At 44.2% G+C, this 18,661-nt stretch carries 19 protein-coding genes and 1 pseudogene; 16 read left to right on the forward strand and 4 right to left on the reverse strand.

Annotated elements, in window-relative coordinates; all coding sequences use genetic code 11:
- Nucleotides 1–145: 145 nt before the first annotated feature.
- From BV455_RS16330 to BV455_RS16345, 4 genes and pseudogenes are all read left to right on the forward strand, one after another.
- A complete protein-coding gene (locus BV455_RS16330) occupies nucleotides 146–535 on the forward strand; it encodes a VOC family protein (RefSeq protein WP_061579812.1) in 390 nt (129 codons plus the stop codon).
- A gap of 20 nt (nucleotides 536–555) precedes the next feature.
- Complete coding sequence (locus BV455_RS16335) at nucleotides 556–1,347, forward strand: YhfC family intramembrane metalloprotease (RefSeq protein WP_042411432.1); 792 nt, start codon at nucleotides 556–558, stop codon at nucleotides 1,345–1,347.
- Nucleotides 1,344–1,712: a VOC family protein gene (locus BV455_RS16340; RefSeq protein WP_017436048.1), complete on the forward strand. Its 369-nt coding sequence runs from the start codon at nucleotides 1,344–1,346 to the stop codon at nucleotides 1,710–1,712. The genes BV455_RS16335 and BV455_RS16340 overlap by 4 nt, the downstream gene beginning before the upstream one ends.
- A gap of 9 nt (nucleotides 1,713–1,721) precedes the next feature.
- Nucleotides 1,722–1,934 (forward strand): annotated as a pseudogene (locus BV455_RS16345) (ArsB/NhaD family transporter); the annotation flags it as partial.
- 96 nt (nucleotides 1,935–2,030) lie between these two features.
- Here BV455_RS16345 and BV455_RS16350 read toward each other — a convergent pair.
- The 3 genes from BV455_RS16350 to BV455_RS16360 form a co-directional block, all read right to left on the reverse strand.
- Entirely contained in the window at nucleotides 2,031–2,696 is a 666-nt protein-coding gene (locus BV455_RS16350) for a hypothetical protein (protein ID WP_042411429.1), read from the reverse strand.
- A gap of 252 nt (nucleotides 2,697–2,948) precedes the next feature.
- Entirely contained in the window at nucleotides 2,949–4,388 is a 1,440-nt protein-coding gene (locus tag BV455_RS16355; RefSeq protein WP_190977370.1) for a hypothetical protein, read from the reverse strand.
- A 120-nt stretch (nucleotides 4,389–4,508) separates the two neighbouring features.
- Nucleotides 4,509–5,597: a CotH kinase family protein gene (locus BV455_RS16360; protein WP_218687413.1), complete on the reverse strand. Its 1,089-nt coding sequence runs from the start codon at nucleotides 5,595–5,597 to the stop codon at nucleotides 4,509–4,511.
- Nucleotides 5,598–5,797: 200 nt separating this feature from the next.
- On the opposite strand from BV455_RS16360, the gene BV455_RS16365 reads away from it, so the two are divergent.
- The 12 genes from BV455_RS16365 to BV455_RS16420 all read left to right on the forward strand — a co-directional run bounded on the left by BV455_RS16365 (nucleotide 5,798) and on the right by BV455_RS16420 (nucleotide 18,208).
- Nucleotides 5,798–6,610, forward strand: coding sequence for a CotG/ExsB N-terminal domain-containing protein (locus BV455_RS16365; protein WP_218687414.1), 813 nt, complete (start codon nucleotides 5,798–5,800; stop codon nucleotides 6,608–6,610).
- A 281-nt stretch (nucleotides 6,611–6,891) separates the two neighbouring features.
- Nucleotides 6,892–8,067, forward strand: coding sequence for an 8-amino-7-oxononanoate synthase (bioF, locus tag BV455_RS16370; protein WP_218687415.1), 1,176 nt, complete (start codon nucleotides 6,892–6,894; stop codon nucleotides 8,065–8,067).
- Between the two features lie 296 nt (nucleotides 8,068–8,363).
- Nucleotides 8,364–9,287 (forward strand): glutaminase A, encoded by a 924-nt coding sequence (gene glsA, locus BV455_RS16375; protein ID WP_081161688.1) that lies wholly within the window; start codon nucleotides 8,364–8,366, stop codon nucleotides 9,285–9,287.
- Between the two features lie 20 nt (nucleotides 9,288–9,307).
- On the forward strand, nucleotides 9,308–9,706 hold the full coding sequence (locus tag BV455_RS16380; RefSeq protein WP_061579815.1) for a hypothetical protein: 399 nt from the start codon (nucleotides 9,308–9,310) through the stop codon (nucleotides 9,704–9,706).
- A 243-nt stretch (nucleotides 9,707–9,949) separates the two neighbouring features.
- Complete coding sequence (locus BV455_RS16385; protein WP_218687416.1) at nucleotides 9,950–10,957, forward strand: LacI family DNA-binding transcriptional regulator; 1,008 nt, start codon at nucleotides 9,950–9,952, stop codon at nucleotides 10,955–10,957.
- A 97-nt stretch (nucleotides 10,958–11,054) separates the two neighbouring features.
- Nucleotides 11,055–12,344 (forward strand): ABC transporter substrate-binding protein, encoded by a 1,290-nt coding sequence (locus tag BV455_RS16390; RefSeq protein ID WP_218687417.1) that lies wholly within the window; start codon nucleotides 11,055–11,057, stop codon nucleotides 12,342–12,344.
- 96 nt (nucleotides 12,345–12,440) lie between these two features.
- The gene (locus BV455_RS16395) at nucleotides 12,441–13,415 is read left to right on the forward strand and encodes a carbohydrate ABC transporter permease (RefSeq protein WP_218688058.1); all 975 of its coding nucleotides are present in this window, start codon (nucleotides 12,441–12,443) and stop codon (nucleotides 13,413–13,415) included.
- Between the two features lie 5 nt (nucleotides 13,416–13,420).
- On the forward strand, nucleotides 13,421–14,185 hold the full coding sequence (locus BV455_RS16400; protein ID WP_218688059.1) for a carbohydrate ABC transporter permease: 765 nt from the start codon (nucleotides 13,421–13,423) through the stop codon (nucleotides 14,183–14,185).
- A 39-nt stretch (nucleotides 14,186–14,224) separates the two neighbouring features.
- Complete coding sequence (locus tag BV455_RS16405; RefSeq protein ID WP_061579817.1) at nucleotides 14,225–15,304, forward strand: Gfo/Idh/MocA family protein; 1,080 nt, start codon at nucleotides 14,225–14,227, stop codon at nucleotides 15,302–15,304.
- A gap of 12 nt (nucleotides 15,305–15,316) precedes the next feature.
- A complete protein-coding gene (locus BV455_RS16410) occupies nucleotides 15,317–16,075 on the forward strand; it encodes a ThuA domain-containing protein (RefSeq protein ID WP_218687418.1) in 759 nt (252 codons plus the stop codon).
- A complete protein-coding gene (locus BV455_RS16415; protein WP_218687419.1) occupies nucleotides 16,062–17,216 on the forward strand; it encodes a Gfo/Idh/MocA family protein in 1,155 nt (384 codons plus the stop codon). The genes BV455_RS16410 and BV455_RS16415 overlap by 14 nt, the downstream gene beginning before the upstream one ends.
- 20 nt (nucleotides 17,217–17,236) lie before the next feature.
- Nucleotides 17,237–18,208, forward strand: coding sequence for a sugar phosphate isomerase/epimerase family protein (locus tag BV455_RS16420; protein ID WP_218687420.1), 972 nt, complete (start codon nucleotides 17,237–17,239; stop codon nucleotides 18,206–18,208).
- 65 nt (nucleotides 18,209–18,273) lie between these two features.
- Here the strand turns inward: BV455_RS16420 and BV455_RS16425 are convergent, their stop codons facing one another.
- Nucleotides 18,274–18,606: a hypothetical protein gene (locus BV455_RS16425; protein WP_017436037.1), complete on the reverse strand. Its 333-nt coding sequence runs from the start codon at nucleotides 18,604–18,606 to the stop codon at nucleotides 18,274–18,276.
- Nucleotides 18,607–18,661 lie beyond the last annotated feature (55 nt).

The following is an 18,661-nucleotide window of genomic DNA, read 5'->3' on the forward strand; positions in this document are numbered from 1 at the left end:
CGGCCTCCTTATTTGCATCGTCTTTTTGCTAGTTTAAGAGCGGGAATCATTCGCTCTTTTTTTCCTTTTATGGTATCATAAGGATGAATAAGTGGATATCAACAATTTGGAACAAGGAATCTAAAAAGCTAGGAGAATGGAACACATGAAAGTGCAAGGATTTAGCCATGTGACCATCAATGTGAAAGATTTGGCCCGTTCACTTCGTTTTTATGTAGATGTATTAGGAATGAAGCTCGTTCATCGTGGCCGGAAGGATGCGTACTTAGAATGGGGAAGCGCGTGGATTTGCTTACAGGAACGTTCAGACATGGCAGAACAGCGTCCACAGATCGGCGTGGACCATGTGGCGTTTTTTATCGATGAACGGGATTTTGCAGAAGCGGTCGAACAGCTAAAAGCGAACGAGGTGACGATTGTCCGGGAACCGACCCGCCGCGGCCGCGGTCTTTCAGTCAACTTTCTTGATCCGGACGGTACGCAATTGGAATTGCATACGTCGACGCTGGCCGAGCGGATGAAAGTATGGAAATAAATAGGAGAGGGTAGACGCAAATGATAAACCCGTTAAGCATTGCCGGGATGGCTGCACAGTTAGTCATGTCTCTCTTAGTGCCGCTTGGTTTGCTCATTTACTTTCATAAGAAGAAATGGCTGTCATGGAAGCCTCTCGGCGTCGGCATTCTTATTTTTTTGCTATTTTCGCAGGTGCTCGAAAAAGCGCTGCATGTGGTGATGATTGACCCGAGCGGAACCTCATTAAAATGGACGGATAGCGTGGCGCTGTTTGTCCTGTATGCGGCGCTGGCGGCTGGGGTCTTTGAAGAAGTCGGCCGCTATGTCGGCTTTCGCTGGATGCTGAAAAAACATCATGAATATAAAGACGGGCTGTCGTTCGGGCTTGGGCACGGCGGCATTGAAGCGATTTTGATCGGCGTGTTTGGAGCAGTCAATGCGTTGGTGCTTGCGAGCTTGATTCAATCCGGAATGTTTGACAAAACGATCGCCCCGACATTGCCGGACGGGCAGGCGGAACTCATTAAAGATCAAATTTTGCATACGCCGTTTGCCATGTATATATTGGGCGGGTTAGAGCGGGCGTTGGCGCTCGTATTTCATATCGCGATGTCTCTTCTCGTTTTGCTTGGCGTGCGCAAACGGAATTTCCGTTATGTCATCTATGCGATTTTGCTGCACGCGTTGATGGATACAGCGCCTGCGTTATATCAAGCACACGTTGTCACAAACGTTTGGCTGATCGAAGCGGTGATCTTTTTATTCGCTGTTGCGGCGTTTCTATTTACGCGTCGCATGAAAGAAACATTTGAAGGTGGGGGAGAAGGATGAAGATTCCTGTCAAACGATTGGATCATGTGCAAATTTGCATTCCTTTTGGCGCCGAAGATGAGGCGCGTGCCTTTTACACCGATTTGCTCGGTTTTATGGAAATCGAAAAGCCGGACTCCCTAAAAGCGAACGGCGGCCTTTGGTACCAAGTCGGTGATATCGAGCTTCATATCGGCGTCGAAGACCGTGACGGCTACAACAGCAAAAGCCATCCTGCATTTGAAGTCGAAAACATCGATGAAGTGCGCCGCTACCTAGAAGAAAATGGCGTTCCGACCAAAGACGAAAAACCGATTCCAGGGGTGAAGCGGTTTTCGTTTCGCGACCCGTTCCACAATCGGATTGAGTTTTTGTCGAAAAGTTGACCACTCCCTATGCCTAAAATTATCGGAAGCGATATCGGTTCCTTGCTATTACCGATCGGGACATTAGCTACGCTATTGTGGCTGCACATTCTGAAGAAACATCATAAAAGGATTTCATGAGCTGCTTATATTAAAATTACGTTTGTTGTCATTCCGCCGGCCATCGTGTTTACCTTATTTGTTCTGTACTATAGATACTGCTGTTTTTTATCTAGTGAATGAGGAAATCAGTCTCTTTTTATCATCCGCACCTTGCGCCAAAATAACTTCCCCCCTGTACATGAGCTTTTAGCGTTACAGAGAGGGAAGTTTATTTTATTAAGGAAGATGAATCGTTTTTACATGTATTAGTTTCCAAAATACGGATTTTCCACTAGCTGTTACAAGTTCAATGATGTTGTTTTGTACTTGCTTAAGCAAACCAATTTTCATCGGATGGTCGCCTAAATCAAATACGACTAACTGTCCCTCAAATTTTTTTAACTGTTCTTCTAATGACCTTTGTAGTGGCATGTTGGTTGGTTTTACTGGCAGCACTTCATTGCCTAGCGTGTATGGAGTAATGTTTGTCTGATAAGGGGTTAGCCATTTCAGATGATTTAAAGAAATAAACATCGTTTTATACACTGGTGAGTAGAAAACGAAGTAATCATTTAAAATAGCCGTAACATAGCCATGGATCGATTTATTTCCTGTCACATAAATTTCGACAAAACGACCTTTCGCGTTGATTAATGTTTTCCGATAGGAAATCATCTCATTTTCATCAAAAGGTGATTCAGGGATCACATCCGATAATTCCGTCTGTGGGTTCGTAGATAATCTGATGTTGTGAATGTGCAAATGGGGAATATATAAATATTCTTTTCCGTTATAAATCACAATAATATCTAATCCTACATCGACAAGTATTCCTGTCAACAGAACTTTTCCGGATACTTCCAGTTCTACTTGCTTTCCGATTAAAGAATTTAGGTTATTCATTTTCTCCCTCCTTTCAACAGAATAAAAGCAAGTAGTAGATGCACAAATGTGCATCTACTAGACAATGATCTTCTTGTTCACACCAAAGAACGACTGGCAATCGGCATTACAACACATATAACTATTTTCCAATCTCTTACGAAATTATAGGAACAAAATGATAAGGAAGCGATTCAAAAGGAGCTGTTGGCGAGAAATGATGCTTTTTATTCATGAACGTCGACAATTTTAAAGTAGGGAATAGGAAACGATTTACTTTTTCGGATCCCAAATATAATCAATCGTTTTAACGATTGTTTCCTTAACGATTTTTTCTTTTGGAGAGCTTCTTTGACTTGTAAGCTGTTCTCTGCCCGATGTTCTGTCATATTTGACTTCATATTCTACTTTTTCTACTTTTGTCCGCTGTTCTCTATCCGATGTTCTGTCGTCTTCTGCTTTTGTCCGCTGTTCTCTGCCCGATGTTCTGTCAACTTCTACAACGATGGTTTCCTGTGAAGAGCTTCTTCGACTTGTATGATCATCTCTGTCCGATGTGCTATTATCTTCTACTTTGTTTGACATAACCCAATCTTTGGTGTTGGAATTCTCAGTAGTTTCATTATTTTGTTGTTGCTGTTGTTCTTGTTGTTCTTGTTGTTCTTGCTTTTGTTGTTGTTTGAGAAAGCCTTTTGTACCAATACTAATGCTTTTAATGTGATAAGGGTAAATCCGAATGACTTCATCATTGTTTACCAGTGTAAAATGTTCTCCCTCTTCTTGCACAAGAATTCCTTCTGCCGCTTCAGGACCGCCGCGGTTAATAGAGACCCATTTATAAGCAAAATAATCAAATAACTCATCGAAACTTTGCGCATGGATGTCATCAAAATTGATGGCATTAAAATAATTATTAAGGATAGAGGAATTGTTGTGAGGTGTGTTTTGATCGATATTTTGATCGATATTTTGGCTCGTATTTTGTACACTTACACTTTTGATGTGAGTTATATTATAAAATACAATGCCATCGTCTTCCGTTAAGAGAGCCATATAATTACCAGCAACAGCGAGCACTATTCCTTTTTTAGATTCAGGACCGCCTTGATTCACCTTGATCATACTGCCGATAAATTTTTTTAATAATTCTGTAAAGTTGTTCGCTGATACCAGTTCTGGATGGCCGTCAAAATCGATCGACCATTCAACAGAGTTAGCTTTTGAATTTTCATCGATGTTTAGGATATGTCTTAAGTTAGATTCAACATCGTTAGCTTCTGAATTTTTACTGATGCTTCGGACGTGTTTTAAGTTAGCTATTAAATTTTCACTAATGCTTTGAACCTGTTTTAAATTACTATAAATATTTTCATTGATGCTTTGGACGATGTTTTGGACATTTCGTAAGTTAGATTCAATAGAGTTAGCTTTTAAATTTTCACTAATGCTCTGGACATGTTTTAAGTTATAATAAATAATTGCGTTGTCGTTTTTCGAGTTATTGTTTTTTGGGTTATCATTTTGTGCGTTGTTATTTTTTGCTTTGTCGTTTGATTGCTCTGGCATTAGTGCAACATAATCGGTCTGAACATCTAAAAGCCTACCTTCACAAGATTCTGGTCCCCCTCTGTATACTTTTACTTTTTTGCCCACTAACGATTTTAGATAATCATTTGACTCCACTGATTGACTATCCATTTGTTTTCTAATCATATATTTGTTCCTCCTTGTTATTTATCCATAATGGTTATTCGTAATGCATATATACGTATCCCATTTGTCAAAAGTTATCCATCAATCGCCCAACATGAAAAAATTCCACTTTAGCCCATTTTATAATAGGGCGGACAACTGACTTTTTAAATAAGCGTTTCGTTTTTCGATGAACTCGCAAATCCAATCGGGTTCATCATCAAACTGTTCCATACGGTCTTTTATATACGGATCATTGAGGACATGTGGCCGCAATTGCTGATAAAGTTGCTCCACTTTTGGCTTCATAAACCCCACGGTGAATTCATGATCTAATGTATGTTTCATGATGTCATAATACATTTTTCGAAAGCGCTCTGTATCTAATAATCGAGCGGTTAACGTATTAAATCCCTCGATACGTACGTAATCATAATCCATTTGTTTTCCATTAATATCCCTTCCCCAAGTAGCGTCAAAATCCCAAGGAATGATTTCGAATAAACCGGAATCTGGATTGCGATATAGCGCGTAATTGTGAACGAAGCCATCGAAATTTTGCGTGCAAACAACGCCTGCGAGCCAGCGTAAATATTTATTTACGTCCAAAATCTTTGTTATGACAGATTCGTACTCATATTTTGGTGTCGTATTTATTTGGAAAATGAATTCCTCCAGGTATCGGTGATCCTCTTGAGTTCCCAGCTTCCTTTCATAGCCCGCATCTAAAGACGTTTTAGGGGCCTTGTCAAACGAACTAATCAGCGAAAAATTAGCGTCATCATCAACCGCGTAAAAAATGGGCCCTATTGGCAATTGACGTTTTTTTAAGAAAAATTCATCCACCGATTCTAATTGAAGATAAATTCCCTCATGTTTTCCATTGATGGATAAAAGAACGTGTTGGGAGGAAGGAGAAAGGACGCCAAGTGCCGAGAAAAAATCGAAGGAAAGTTTATTTCTCATGAGAGAAGGATCTTTATATTCCGCGTTCAAGTGAAGTTCATGAGCTCCATGAAAGAAATAAGGTTTATAAAACGAGATAAAATAGGATTTTTTCTTAAATTTTCGAATGTGTGAGCCGCGATAGCTTATATCGATATGAAATTTTTTCTTATGAAATGTAAGCGTGGCAGGAACAAGTTCATCGTTCCAAATGTTGCGGCGCAGTTCCCGCAAATCATCAGGGTGGATATAAATCGCAAACAGAGGAAGCTGACTGGTTGACATCTATCATCTCCACCTTTCTGACCATGTTCAATAAATCCTATGTGAATGGTAAGGCTCCTGTTACTGTAGGCATTTATCTATTTTTATAAAAAACAGACAAGTGTCTAAATCAGCATAAAGGAAAATAACGTAGATTATTATCAGGTAAAGATAGATGACTATCTTTTCTAACAATGAACATGGTATTAGGAGGTTAAAAAATGAGCGTTTATACTCATGATGACATTAAAAACGCTGTAGACGTACTTGAAGCAGAAGGGCTAGGGGAGTTTTTATATCAAGAGCCGACAGGCCGTAGGCATCGTACGCATGGTACAAGTCGTTCCCGCGGGACAGGTCGTATAACAGGGAGGCCAGGTCGCATAACAGGGCAGACAGGTCGCATAACAGGGCAGACAGGTCGCATAACAGGGCGGCCAGGTCGCATAACAGGGCAGACAGGTCGCATAACAGGGCGGACAGATCGCACAACAGAGGGGATGGATCATACAACAGAGCGGACAGGTCGCACAACCGGGCGGACGGATCGCACAACAGAGGGGATGGATCATACAACAGAGCGGACAGGTCGCACAACCGGGCGGACAGATCGCACAACAGAGGGGATGGATCATACAACAGAGCGGACAGGTCGCACAACCGGGCGGACAGATCGCACAACAGAGGGGATGGATCATACAACAGAGCGGACAGGTCGCACAACCGGGCGGACGGATCGCACAACAGAGGGGATGGATCATACAACAGAGCGGACAGGTCGCACAACCGGGCGGACGGATCGCACAACAGAGGGGATGGATCATACAACAGAGCGGACAGGTCGCACAACCGGGCGGACAGATCGCACAACAGAGGGGATGGATCATACAACAGAAGGGACAGGTCGCACAACCGGGCGGACGGATTGCACAACAGAGGGGATGGATCGCACAACAGGGCGCACAAGTCGTTCTCATAGAAAACGAAAATACTGGCATGACGGAAATATGAAGATGTTATGGATCAAATATTAGATTAAGATGTTATAAACTAACTATATTTTTCCAGGATCAAAATAGGTGGTGTTCACCAAGCACATCGCCTATTTTTTCTTTTCAAAGGATTCATGGCAGTTAATATGCAATTTTTTATTAACAAAACATTGTTCTAAATAAACAATTTGAAAAAGAAAAATCATTCGCTAAGCGATTTTGATTTTCTGAGGCAAAAATAGTTCGACGTATTGTGTAGATTCAAGATATATCGTTATAATGTAAACAAAAAAATTATTTTAGTTAACAATTGGGGGATGAGGATGAAAAATCATATTCAATCCGTACTTCATCAACTGGAACAAAAAACACAAAAACGCATGTTGAAGAATGTATCCTCTTCGGATGGCGCGTGGATTGTCATGAACGGAAAGAAGATGTTAAATTTAGCATCAAACGATTATCTAGGGCTGGCGAATGATGAACGATTAATCAAAGCAGGTTGCCAAGCAATGCGTACATACGGAGCGGGAGCCACTGCTTCGCGTCTTATTGTCGGCAATTATGAACTATATACGAGAGCCGAAGAAGCGTTAAAAAAATGGAAGAAGGCGGAGGCAGCGCTTATTTTCAATAGCGGGTATACAGCTAATCTCGGAATCATTGCGTCTCTGATCGGCCGCGATGATATTGTGTTTAGCGACTGGCTCAATCACGCGAGCATTATTGATGGAATCAGATTAAGCAAGGCAGAACGATATCGTTATCGCCATAACGATTTGGATCATTTGGAGTCATTGTTGAAACAAGCATCTCCGCATAAGCGAAAGTTGATTGTCACCGATTCGATTTTCAGCATGGATGGGGATATAGCGCAGTTGGAAGGATTAGTGACGCTGAAGAAACGTTATAACGCTATCTTAATGGTTGATGAAGCGCATAGCAGCGGCATTTATGGAAAAAGAGGAGAAGGTCTTGTTCACCATTTTCATTTGCAAGACGAGGTCGACATCCAGATGGGCACCTTCAGCAAGGCGTTAGGATGTTTTGGAGCTTATGTCACGGGAGAACAGTGGCTCATTGATTACTTGATGAATACAATGCGCAGCTTTATTTTTACGACCGCTTTACCTCCAGCTGTTCTTGGCGCAATTGAAAAATCGATTGAGATTGTTCAACAAGAACATGTAAGAAGGCAAACGTTGCAAGTTCATAGCCATTATTTCCGCGATGAGCTTCAAAAGCTAGGATTTGATATCGGAAAAAGCACGACACACATCGTTCCGATCATCATCGGTTCAAACGAACAAACGGTTCAAATGAGCGAGCGGCTTCAGGAACACGGAATCGCCGCGGTAGCGATCCGGCCGCCAACCGTTCCCGAAGGCACGTCCCGCATCCGCTTCTCTCTTTCTTCTTCTTTAACGAAGGAAGAATTAGATTGGGCGCTGGAGCGGATTGCGGAAGTAGGAAGAGAAATGGGATTGATAGCTTCATGATGAAATTTTACAACTTTGGACCGATAGGATAGTCATACGAATAGTCGAGCAAAGTTACACCCGCGCTCCGATGTCGCATGTTGTTTGATTTTCTATAATCAATGCAAACAAGACAGAGGAGCGTGAGAAAATGTTGCTCATCCATGATGTCATTCATAAAATGATTTATGATTTCGGAAAAAGACCAGACACGAAAGTCCAAAACAATCGTCAATCAAACCGCTAAACAGACAATGTTTGGCGGTTTTTTACATATTGAACATGTTGCTGGCCATACTAACAACAGGTGATGGCGAATGTACACAAAATCGGAATTAGAACAATTTGTCAAACAAGCAAAACAGTATGCGCGTTATGGAAAAGTCGCTGATTATATTCCCGCCCTTGGCAAGGCGAATCCAAACGATTTGTCAATCGCTATTTACATGCCCGACGGCAATGTTATCGACGCGGGGGATACGACCCATAAAGTGACGCTGCAAAGCATCTCGAAAATTATCGCGTTGGCGCTTGTCCTAATGGACCGAGGGGAACAAGAAGTGTTTCGAAAGGTAGGCATGGAGCCGACGGGAGATCCGTTTAATTCCATTGCCAAACTGGAGGAAGTGCAGCCGGCAAAGCCGCTCAACCCAATGATCAACGCAGGTGCGCTCGCGGTGACGCATATGATTGCTGGAGCTTCGGTGACCGAGCGGTTCGAGCGGCTTTTGCAGTTTGTCCGGAAACTTGCAGGAAATCCGACCATCACGTATTCGGAAGAAGTAGCCCAGTCCGAATTTGAAACGGCGTTTTTAAACCGCTCGCTCTGTTATTTTCTTAAGCAGCATGGTATTATCAATGAAGATGTCGAAGAGCTGATGGATCTTTACACGAAACAATGCGCGATCGAAATGACGTGCGACGACCTAGCGCGCATCGGCCTTGTGTTCGCAATGGATGGACGCGATCCGTTTACCGGGGAGCAAATAATGCCGCTCGATGTCGCCCGCATTTGCAAGACGTTTATGGTCACGTGCGGCATGTACAACGCCTCCGGCGAATTTGCGATTAAAATCGGCATCCCGGCAAAGAGCGGAGTCTCGGGTGGCATCCTCGCCGCCGTGCCAAAGCGGTGCGGCATCGGTATTTTCGGTCCGGCGTTGGACGAGAAAGGCAACAGCATCACCGGCATGAAACTGCTAGAACTGCTTTCAAAAACGTATTCGTTAAGCATTTTCTAAAAACAAGGAGGAAACGACGCATGCAAACCTTTACGGTTCAATTTCACCGGGAAGATGAAGTAGAAGCGATGAAAGTGCAAAAACTAAACCAACAAGATTTCGACAAAGCCACCGAAGGCGGGACAAGACATTTATTTGACTTGGATACGAACATCGGCTATTTCGTCTTTTTTGACGCCGAGGACGCAGAGGGAAACGTTTCGTATCTTGTCCTGCAATATGAGGAGGACAACGAAGATCCAAGTGCATGCTACGGATTTGAGCTAAAAGATTTCTATGAATTTCTCGCTCTTTATTTGAACGATCTGGAATTCGGTGACGAACAAGAAGAAAGTGAAGAAGAGGAGTACGGCCCAATCCATCATTTGGCCCATCTTCTTTATCATATTGTAGAGGAAGGGAACTCGATCGAAGTGTAACAACACGATCCTGGATCAGGTGTGATCCAGGATTTATCTTGCCCTCTTTTTGTACTTTTCCACACTGCCTTTCATCAGCCGAAGCTTATGCCCGTCAACGCTCCAATGGATCAGCACTACGTTTTTTAAAAAAAAAAAAATAATAAAGCTCAAATATACCGCATAAAGTGATAACAAATGTAATCGATTACATAAAATGTCGTCTTCCGGATAGCTTCTAAAATAATGAAAGGAATTGTAACAATGGTAAGAATCAAAGATGTTGCAAAATTAGCTAATGTATCCACAGCAACAGTATCACGCGTTTTACGCAATGCGGGCAATGTTAAGGAAGAAACGAGAAAGCGGGTGCTGGAAGCCATCGAAAAGCTCCATTATCAGCCAAATGTTCTTGGAAGAAATCTGCGCAGAATGGAAACCGAAACGATATTGGTGGTAGTGCCGGATATGACGAACCCTTTCTTTTCGAAAGTATTGAGGGGGATTGAATCGGTCGCCATCCAAAATGGATACCGGGTACTATTAGGCGATACGCAAAATAATGTTCGTCTGGAAGAAGAATACTTAAATCTTTTGCGCCAAAAACAAGTAGATGGAACGATTTTTCTAACTGCCCGTATCAACAAAGAGCTTATGGAAGAAATGTCACGGCAATTTCCGATTGTTCTTGCTTGTGAGTATTTAGAAGGGGCAACCATTCCTACCGTTTCCATTGATAATATTAGCAGCGCCCGCAAGGCGACAGAACATTTGATTAAACTAGGGCATCGTCGCATCGCCCATCTTTCCGGCCCGATGAATATCATTTTAAGCCGTGACCGTTTGCGCGGATACCAACAAGCGATAATGCAATATGAATTGGATGTGGATCCGGTACTTATTCAGGAAGGGGATTTTTCATATGAAAGTGGTTATAATTTAACGCTAAAACTCCTTGCCCTTAAAAATCCGCCGACAGCCATTTTTGCGGCGAATGACGAGATGGCGATTGGGGCAATCAAGGCGATTCGAAAACTTTCATTGCGTGTTCCAGACGATATAGCCGTCGTTGGCTTTGACGATATTAAAATTGCATCGATTTTCGAACCAAATTTGACGACCATTTCCCAGCCAATGTTTGAAATCGGGGAAAAGGCGATGAATCTTTTACTCCAGCTAATGAAAGGAAAAAAGTTGGATAGACGGCAGTTCGTATTAGAGGATCGGCTGATCGTCCGTGATTCTTGCGGAGGAAAAGGAATGGAAAAATGAATGTGTAATCGATTACATCTTGAGGAGGTGGTGGCAGGGAGCTTAAAAGCTATCGCCACAAATTCATTTTTAGTTTAAACCAAGGGGGGATTTTGAAGTGAAAAAGTGGTTGCGAAGAACGATGACGTTTATTTTTGCCACAACACTGATGGCAACAGTTGGCTGTTCATCCAATTCCTCTAGCGGCAGCGCTTCATCAGATGGAAAGGAAAAAATTAAGATTGTTTGGGCCCATGGCAAGGATGATACACCGCAATCGAAGAAATTGGTGGAAGCGTTTAATGCGAAACATAAGAACATTGAAGTCGTTGAATTGGAAATGCCGCAGAAATCAGACGCCCAGCATGACGATTATGTGACTAAGCTGGCTGCGGGAGATACGAGCATCGATGTATTTTCCCTTGATATTATTTGGCCGGCTGAATTTGGGACTGCCGGTTGGCTGGAGCCGCTCAACAACTATTTTAGCAAGGAGGACCTTGAAAAACTTTTGCCAGGTCCGGTAGAAGGGACACAGTATAAGGGAAAACAAATCGCCATTCCATTGTATACAGATGCAGGAGTTTTGTTCTACCGCAAAGACATTTTGCAAAAATACGGAAAACAGCCGCCAAAAACGTTTGAAGAACTGATGTCGCTGGCGAAGGAGCTGCAAGGAAAGGAAGGAACGAAATACGGATTTGTATTTCAAGCGAATCAGTATGAGGGGCTCGTATGTGACTGGTTGGAATACGTATGGGCAAACGGCGGAAACGTGCTTGACAAAGACGGAAAAGTAGTCGTCAATAGCCCGAACACCATCGAAGCGACGAAATTTATGAAAGACTTGGTTACACAAGTCGCACCGCCAGGAGTGACTACGTATCAGGAACCGGAAAGCTTGACTGTGTTCTTGGAAGGAAAAGCGGTATTCCATCGTAACTGGCCTTACGCCTGGAAAGCTTCATCTGGACCGGAGTCGAAGATTAAAGGAAAAGTCGGCGTCATTCCAATGCCGAAGGGGCCAAAAGGGACATCCGGCGCTGCGACGCTTGGAGGATGGAATCTTGGCATTAATAAAAATATTGACGAGAAAAAGAAGGAAGCGGCTGTAAAATTTATTAAGTTCGCCGTAAGTCCCGAAGGACAAAAAATTGTCGCCATCGAAGGCGGCCGTTTGCCGGTTTTAAAAGAAATGTATAAAGATCCGGAAGTATTGAAAGCAAATCCATACTTTGCCGAGTTTTTCGAACCGTTAATGGCCGCGAAGCCTCGCCCAGTGTCTCCGAAATATCCAGAAATTTCTGACTCCATCCAACGCAATATTCATAAAGTTCTTACCGGAGTGCTTAGCGCAGAAGAAGCAGTGGCGAATATTCAAAAAGAGATCGAGACGATAGTGAAGTAAATGTACCTTGTCCTTCCCGCTGGCGGAAGAACCAGCGGGGGGATTTCCAGCGTAACGAAGTTTTGTGCGGAGAGGCGGGGAGAGAAAGTGAACAAAATGAAACAACGGGAAGCAAGGCTTGGTTGGTTGATGGTGGCCCCAGCTCTTTTGGCGGTTGCAGCTGTTGCACTGTACCCAATTGTACATACATTTTGGCTCAGCCTCCATACAGTCAAACTGACTGAACCGGGACTTGGCCGGCCGTTTGTAGGATTGCAAAATTATATCAACCTGTTAACCGATAATCGAACGTTAAATGCCCTATGGAATACGATTATCTTTACCGTTTCATCAGTAAGTTTGGAATTTGTTTTCGGCCTTGCCATTGCGTTATTAATTCATCGCAATTTCTTTGGCCGAGGGATCGTGCGGGCTGCCGTATTGGTGCCGTGGGCGATACCAACAGTTGTCTCAGCCATGATGTGGAAATTTATGTACAATGACCAATATGGCGTCATTAACGATATTTTGAAGAAGTTAGGAATTATTTCGGAGTATAAAGCCTGGTTAGGAGACGCTTCGTGGGCGCTTATCTCGCTGATTGTCACCGATGTGTGGAAAACAACCCCTTTTATGGCACTTCTGCTGTTGGCAGGGCTCCAGCTGATCCCGGAGGAGCTGTACGAATCGGCGAAGGTGGATGGCGCCGGCGCTTGGAAAAGATTTTGGCATATTACGTTGCCGATGTTAAAGCCAACGATTTTGGTGGCTCTTTTATTCCGCACCCTTGATGCGTTTCGTGTCTTCGATATCGTGATGGTCATGACCGGCGGAGGACCTGGAAACAGCACGGAAGTGATTTCTACGTACGCCTACAAGGTGCTCATGCGCTATCTAGATTTCGGAAATGGCTCTGCTTTGGCGGTTATTGTGTTTGTATGTGTATTTCTTATCTGCTTGTTCTTTATTACCGTTCTTGGCGTGCAGCTTGTCGACGATGAAGAGGGAGGGAGAAACGCTTGGTCCAAAAGACGATTCGCTCAATCGGCAAAAACGTTCTCTTCTACGGAGCAGTCGCACTCTTCGTTTTAATTGTTATGTTCCCATTTATTTGGCAGTTTCTTACATCGATGAAACCGCCGGAGCAAATTAATAAGATGCCTCCCGATTGGTGGCCAAACCGCCTATGGATCGATTATTACATCAATGTATTTACGAAACGGCCGTTTCTCCTTTACTTAAAAAACAGTGCCATCGTTTCGGTAGCAACGACGCTAGTTTCATTGGTCATCGGCTCTTTTTGCGCCTATGCGCTGGCAAGGCTTCATTTTAGCGGAAAAAAAATCATCTTGGCTCTAGTATTGTCTGTATCAATGTTTCCGCATATTGCGACATTGAGCCCAATGTTCCTATTTTTGCGCGAGATGAAGCTGTTAAACACATACACGGGGCTCGTGCTTCCATATACGACCTTTGCCTTGCCGTTAACGATTTGGACGTTAACAAGCTTTTTTCGGGAGCTTCCAAAGGAGTTGGAGGAAGCGGCGATCATCGATGGCTGCTCGCGGATGAAGGCATTCTGGAAAGTTACCGTTCCTTTGGCAGCGCCGGGGATGTTTACGACAGCGATTTTAGTGTTTATCGCGGCATGGAATGAGTTCTTATATGCTCTCTCGTTTATGACCAGAGATGAGATGCGCACCGTGCCGCCCGGCATCGCCATGTTTCCGGGGGAGCATGATCTCCCATGGGGCGATATTGCGGCAGCATCAGTTGTCGTTACCATTCCGTTGATTATTCTCGTTCTTGCTTTTCAACGCCGCATTATTGCCGGTTTGACTTCTGGCGGTGTGAAAGGATAAAGGCGTAACCAAAACAGGAAGTTCAAGGGGGAAGAGTTGATGCAAAAACAAGAAAAAATACGGCTGGGGTTTATCGGGGCCGGAGGCATTTCTAGGTTTCATATGGCTGCGGCGGCCAAACTGGCAGACCGCGTCACGTTGCTGGCCGTTTGCGACATCAATGAAACAGCCGCCGAGGAGAAAGCAGAGAAATATGGAATTCGTTTCGTCTATACAGATTATAAAGATTTGCTGGCATCCCCGGATATTGACGCGGTCATTATCACGTTGCCTAATTTTTTGCATGCCAAAGTATCGGTTGAAGCTCTAGAAGCAGGAAAGCATGTGTTGTGCGAGAAGCCAATGGTTACGAATGCGGCGGAGGCTCATGCGGTCATTCGCGCCCGGGATCAATCAGGAAAACAATTTATGGTCAGCATGAACAACCGCTTCCGCAAAGCGGCCCAATGGATCCACCATTATGTACAATCCGGAAAACTAGGGAAGGTTTACTACGCCAAAACAGGATGGATACGTCGCAGGGGAATTCCTGTATGGGGAACTTGGTTTTTCGACAAGAATTTATCCGGCGGCGGGCCGTTGATTGATTTAGGCGTGCATATGCTGGACTTGACGTTGTGGATGCTAGGATATCCACGGCCTATCTCGGTGGTCGGAAAAACATATGCCAAATTTGGCCCACGACATAAAGGGGCCTGGCTGGGGAAATCATTTGCGGCGGATGCCGTATATACGGTGGAGGATTTTGCTGCCGCATTCATCGAGCTGGAAAACGAAGCGACCATCGTCTTAGAAACTAGCTGGGCTTCCCATATTGAGCAGGAAAGAGTATATGTAGAGCTGCTTGGCACGGAAGGCGGGGTATGCTGGAACATTGATTTATCCGGCGGCGGGCAGGAAGTCAAACTGTTTCGCGAAGAAAATGGGGTTCCGGCGGATGTATTGCTGCATTTTGAGGAGAATGATGAACGGTTTGATGTATTTGAAAGCTTTATTACGAGCATTGAAAACAATACTCCGCCGCTTTGCACCGCAGAGCAGGGGCTGTTGATTGGAAAAATACTAGAATCTGTCTATCAATCATCCGAACAAGGCAAGCAAGTGTTTATGGAATGGTAAGGAGGAGAAGGAATGACATTTGCAATTCGCGTGGTCGTTTGGAACGAGTTTCGTCACGAAAAGCAAGAGGAGAAGGTAAGAAACATATATCCGAACGGAATGCATCATGTCATTGGAGATTATTTAAAAAAGGAAGCATTTCATGTCACAACCGCCACCTTGGACGAACCGGAACACGGTTTAACGGATGAAGTGTTAGACCGTTGCGACGTACTTATTTGGTGGGGCCATGTCGCCCACGCGGAAGTAAAGGACGAAGTGGTAGAAAAAATCCACCAGCGGGTGCTGCAAGGGATGGGGCTGATCGTTCTTCACTCCGGACACTTTTCGAAAATTTTTAAAAAGCTCATGGGCACGAGCTGCAATTTAAAATGGCGCGAGGCGAACGAAAAAGAACGTTTATGGGTCGTGGCTCCAGGCCACCCGATTGTCGAAGGGATCGGGCCGTACATCGAGTTGGATCAGGAAGAAATGTATGGCGAATTTTTTGATATCCCTGAACCGGATCAAGTCATTTTCATCAGCTGGTTTGAAGGTGGCGAAGTGTTCCGCAGCGGATGCACTTTTACCCGCGGAAAAGGGAAAATATTCTATTTCCGTCCCGGACATGAAACGTATCCGACTTATTACCATCCGCAAATTTTAAAAGTCATTGCCAATGCGGTTCGTTGGGTCGCACCTGTTAACCGCGGGGAGATGGTCTTTGGCAATGTTCCTCCGCTCGAGGAGATTGCAGCAAAGGGGAAGGAATCGGACGATGAGAAAAATTAACGTCGGCATTATCGGCACCGGATTTTCTGCCGTTTCCCACATCGAGGCGTTGCGCCGCCTCCCTCAAGTGCAAATTGTCGCCATTGCTTCAAGCAGCCAAGAAAAGGCAGTGGAAAAGGCGAAACAATTTGGAATTCCGAAAGCATACGGCGACTATGATGCACTCATTCAAGATCCCGAAGTAGAAGTGGTTCATAACTGCACAAGAAACTATCTGCATTTTCCGATAAATAAAGCCGTATTGGAAGCCGGCAAGCATTTATTATCGGAAAAGCCGCTGGCCATCAACAGCAAACAATCCGATGAACTCAACGAATTAGCGAAAAAAAGTCCGGTCATCAGCGCCGTCTGCTTTAATTATCGGCATTACCCATTGGTGGCAGAAGTAAAAGAAATACTTGCCCGCGAATGCAGCCGGGTCCACTTAGTCTATGGCGGATATGTCCAAGATTGGCTCTTATATGATACGGATTATAACTGGCGGCTGGACCCATTACAGAACGGCGCCTCAAGGGCCATTGCCGATATCGGCTCGCACTGGTGTGATACAGTGCAATATGTGCTTGGAAAGAAAATTACGGAAGTGTTCGCCGATCTAAAGACGGTGCATCCGATTCGGAGAAAGTCAAAACATCAAGCAAGCACATTTGCATCCAGCAACGAAAAAGAGAGAGAAAATATCTATATTGATACAGAGGATTGTGGAAGTGTGCTCATTCATTTTGAGGATGGCACTCACGGAGTGTTCACCGTTTCACAAGTAAGCGCCGGACGAAAAAATCGGTTGTACTTCGAGATTGCCGCTGACACGGCAACGATTGCGTGGGATCAGGAAGACCCTAATCGCCTATGGGTTGGAAAGCGTGATGAGCCAAACCGGGAGATCGTGCGCGACCCTTCCATTTTGTCGCCGCAAGCAGCTGCCTTGTCCCATTACCCAGGCGGCCATCAGGAAGGATGGCCAGATGGGTTAAAAAATCTATTTCTTGAGTTTTACGCCGCAGTAAGCGAACGAAAAGCCGAGAAAACAGAAACTGGCCATTTTTCCTTTGCCACGATCGAGGACGGCCATCAGCTGATGAAATTAGTAGATGCGATATTAGAAAGCCATCGTTTGCGAAAATGGGTTTCCATTTCTTGATTTTGAAGAGGGGGATTCAAGTGAAACTAGGTGTGTTTACCGTATTATATCAAGATTTGCCATTCGAGCAGATGTTAGATAAGGTTGCCAAGATGGGAGTAGAAGCGGTTGAATTGGGAACAGGAAATTACCCTGGCAATAAACATTGCGATCCTGATCAGCTGTTGGAAGATCCGGCAAAGATAAAGGCTTTCAAGAAAGCGGTGGAGGACCGGGGCTTGACCATCAGCGCTCTAAGCTGCCACGGCAACCCGCTTCATCCAGACAAGAACTTTGCCAAACAGTCGCATGACACATGGAGAAAAACTGTACTTTTGGCAGAGAAACTGGAAGTTCCCGTCATCAATGTATTTTCCGGGTGCCCAGGCGACCATCCGGGCGCCAAATACCCGAACTGGGTCACTTGTTCGTGGCCGCCGGAATATTTAGAGATTCTGAAATGGCAATGGGAGGAAATCGTCATTCCTTATTGGCGCGAAGAAGCACAATTCGCTTCTTCCCATGGCATTCACCAAATTGCATTTGAGATGCATCCTGGCTTTGTCGTATATAATCCAGAAACGCTATTAAAATTACGCGAACATGTCGGTGCCAGCATCGGTGCCAATTTTGACCCGAGCCATCTGCTATGGCAGGGAATTGACCCCGTCGAAGCAATTAAAAAGCTAGGGCGCGAAAAGGCTATCTTCCATGTGCATGCGAAAGATACGTACATGGATCCGACAAATATCCGGGTTAACGGTGTGCTGGATACGAAACATTACAGCAACATATTAGAACGGTCTTGGGTGTTCCGCACCGTCGGATACGGGCAAAACGAAAAAATGTGGCGAGACATCGTCAGTACGCTTCGCGCGGTAGGATATGATTATGTGCTTTCGATTGAACATGAAGATATGTTGGCTTCGATTGATGAAGGATTAGCGAAGGCAATTGATTTGCTGAAAAAGCTGCTTTTCAGAAAGGAATTGCCAAATATGTGGTGGGCGTAAAGCAAAAAAGGAAGGTGGCGAGGAGGTCTCTGTCCCTCTTCGCCACCTTATTATTGCCACTGACGTCATATCGCTTGTTTTTCATATTTTTCAACATTTCCTTTCAATAGTTTTAACTCCTGCCCATCGATGCTTAAATCAATCAGCACCCCATTGAAAATATCTTCATTCGTCTTTTTATCATTCGACTGCAAATATCGTACGCGATACCACTTGCGGCCGTATTGAAAATACATATACCGCCCTTTTGCAAAGTCAAACCAAAACTTAACCCGTTCCCCGTTCACCGTTTTCCAGACATATCCCCATGCCCTTTTGTGAGGGAAATTTGTCATTTTTGGTCGGCCTGAATTGATGACTTTGTAGAATAGCTTGTTTTTCACATCGTACAGCATCATGATCTGCTCTGCTGCCTCCCTTTTAGAATCTATTACTACATATATAGAAAAAGCA

Source organism: Parageobacillus caldoxylosilyticus (assembly GCF_019272935.1).
Lineage (GTDB): Bacteria > Bacillota > Bacilli > Bacillales > Anoxybacillaceae > Saccharococcus > Saccharococcus caldoxylosilyticus.

Excerpts from the sequence above, each read along its gene's own strand:
- BV455_RS16330 (WP_061579812.1), top strand. The coding sequence starts at position 146 with ATGAAAGTGCAAGGATTTAGCCATGTGACCATCAATGTGAAAGATTTG.
- BV455_RS16335 (WP_042411432.1), top strand. The coding sequence starts at position 556 with ATGATAAACCCGTTAAGCATTGCCGGGATGGCTGCACAGTTAGTCATG.
- BV455_RS16340 (WP_017436048.1), top strand. The coding sequence starts at position 1,344 with ATGAAGATTCCTGTCAAACGATTGGATCATGTGCAAATTTGCATTCCT.
- BV455_RS16350 (WP_042411429.1), bottom strand. The coding sequence starts at position 2,696 with ATGAATAACCTAAATTCTTTAATCGGAAAGCAAGTAGAACTGGAAGTA.
- BV455_RS16355 (WP_190977370.1), bottom strand. The coding sequence starts at position 4,388 with ATGATTAGAAAACAAATGGATAGTCAATCAGTGGAGTCAAATGATTAT.
- BV455_RS16360 (WP_218687413.1), bottom strand. The coding sequence starts at position 5,597 with ATGTCAACCAGTCAGCTTCCTCTGTTTGCGATTTATATCCACCCTGAT.
- BV455_RS16365 (WP_218687414.1), top strand. The coding sequence starts at position 5,798 with ATGAGCGTTTATACTCATGATGACATTAAAAACGCTGTAGACGTACTT.
- bioF (WP_218687415.1), top strand. The coding sequence starts at position 6,892 with ATGAAAAATCATATTCAATCCGTACTTCATCAACTGGAACAAAAAACA.
- glsA (WP_081161688.1), top strand. The coding sequence starts at position 8,364 with ATGTACACAAAATCGGAATTAGAACAATTTGTCAAACAAGCAAAACAG.
- BV455_RS16380 (WP_061579815.1), top strand. The coding sequence starts at position 9,308 with ATGCAAACCTTTACGGTTCAATTTCACCGGGAAGATGAAGTAGAAGCG.
- BV455_RS16385 (WP_218687416.1), top strand. The coding sequence starts at position 9,950 with ATGGTAAGAATCAAAGATGTTGCAAAATTAGCTAATGTATCCACAGCA.
- BV455_RS16395 (WP_218688058.1), top strand. The coding sequence starts at position 12,441 with ATGAAACAACGGGAAGCAAGGCTTGGTTGGTTGATGGTGGCCCCAGCT.
- BV455_RS16400 (WP_218688059.1), top strand. The coding sequence starts at position 13,421 with ATGTTCCCATTTATTTGGCAGTTTCTTACATCGATGAAACCGCCGGAG.
- BV455_RS16405 (WP_061579817.1), top strand. The coding sequence starts at position 14,225 with ATGCAAAAACAAGAAAAAATACGGCTGGGGTTTATCGGGGCCGGAGGC.
- BV455_RS16410 (WP_218687418.1), top strand. The coding sequence starts at position 15,317 with ATGACATTTGCAATTCGCGTGGTCGTTTGGAACGAGTTTCGTCACGAA.
- BV455_RS16415 (WP_218687419.1), top strand. The coding sequence starts at position 16,062 with ATGAGAAAAATTAACGTCGGCATTATCGGCACCGGATTTTCTGCCGTT.
- BV455_RS16425 (WP_017436037.1), bottom strand. The coding sequence starts at position 18,606 with ATGATGCTGTACGATGTGAAAAACAAGCTATTCTACAAAGTCATCAAT.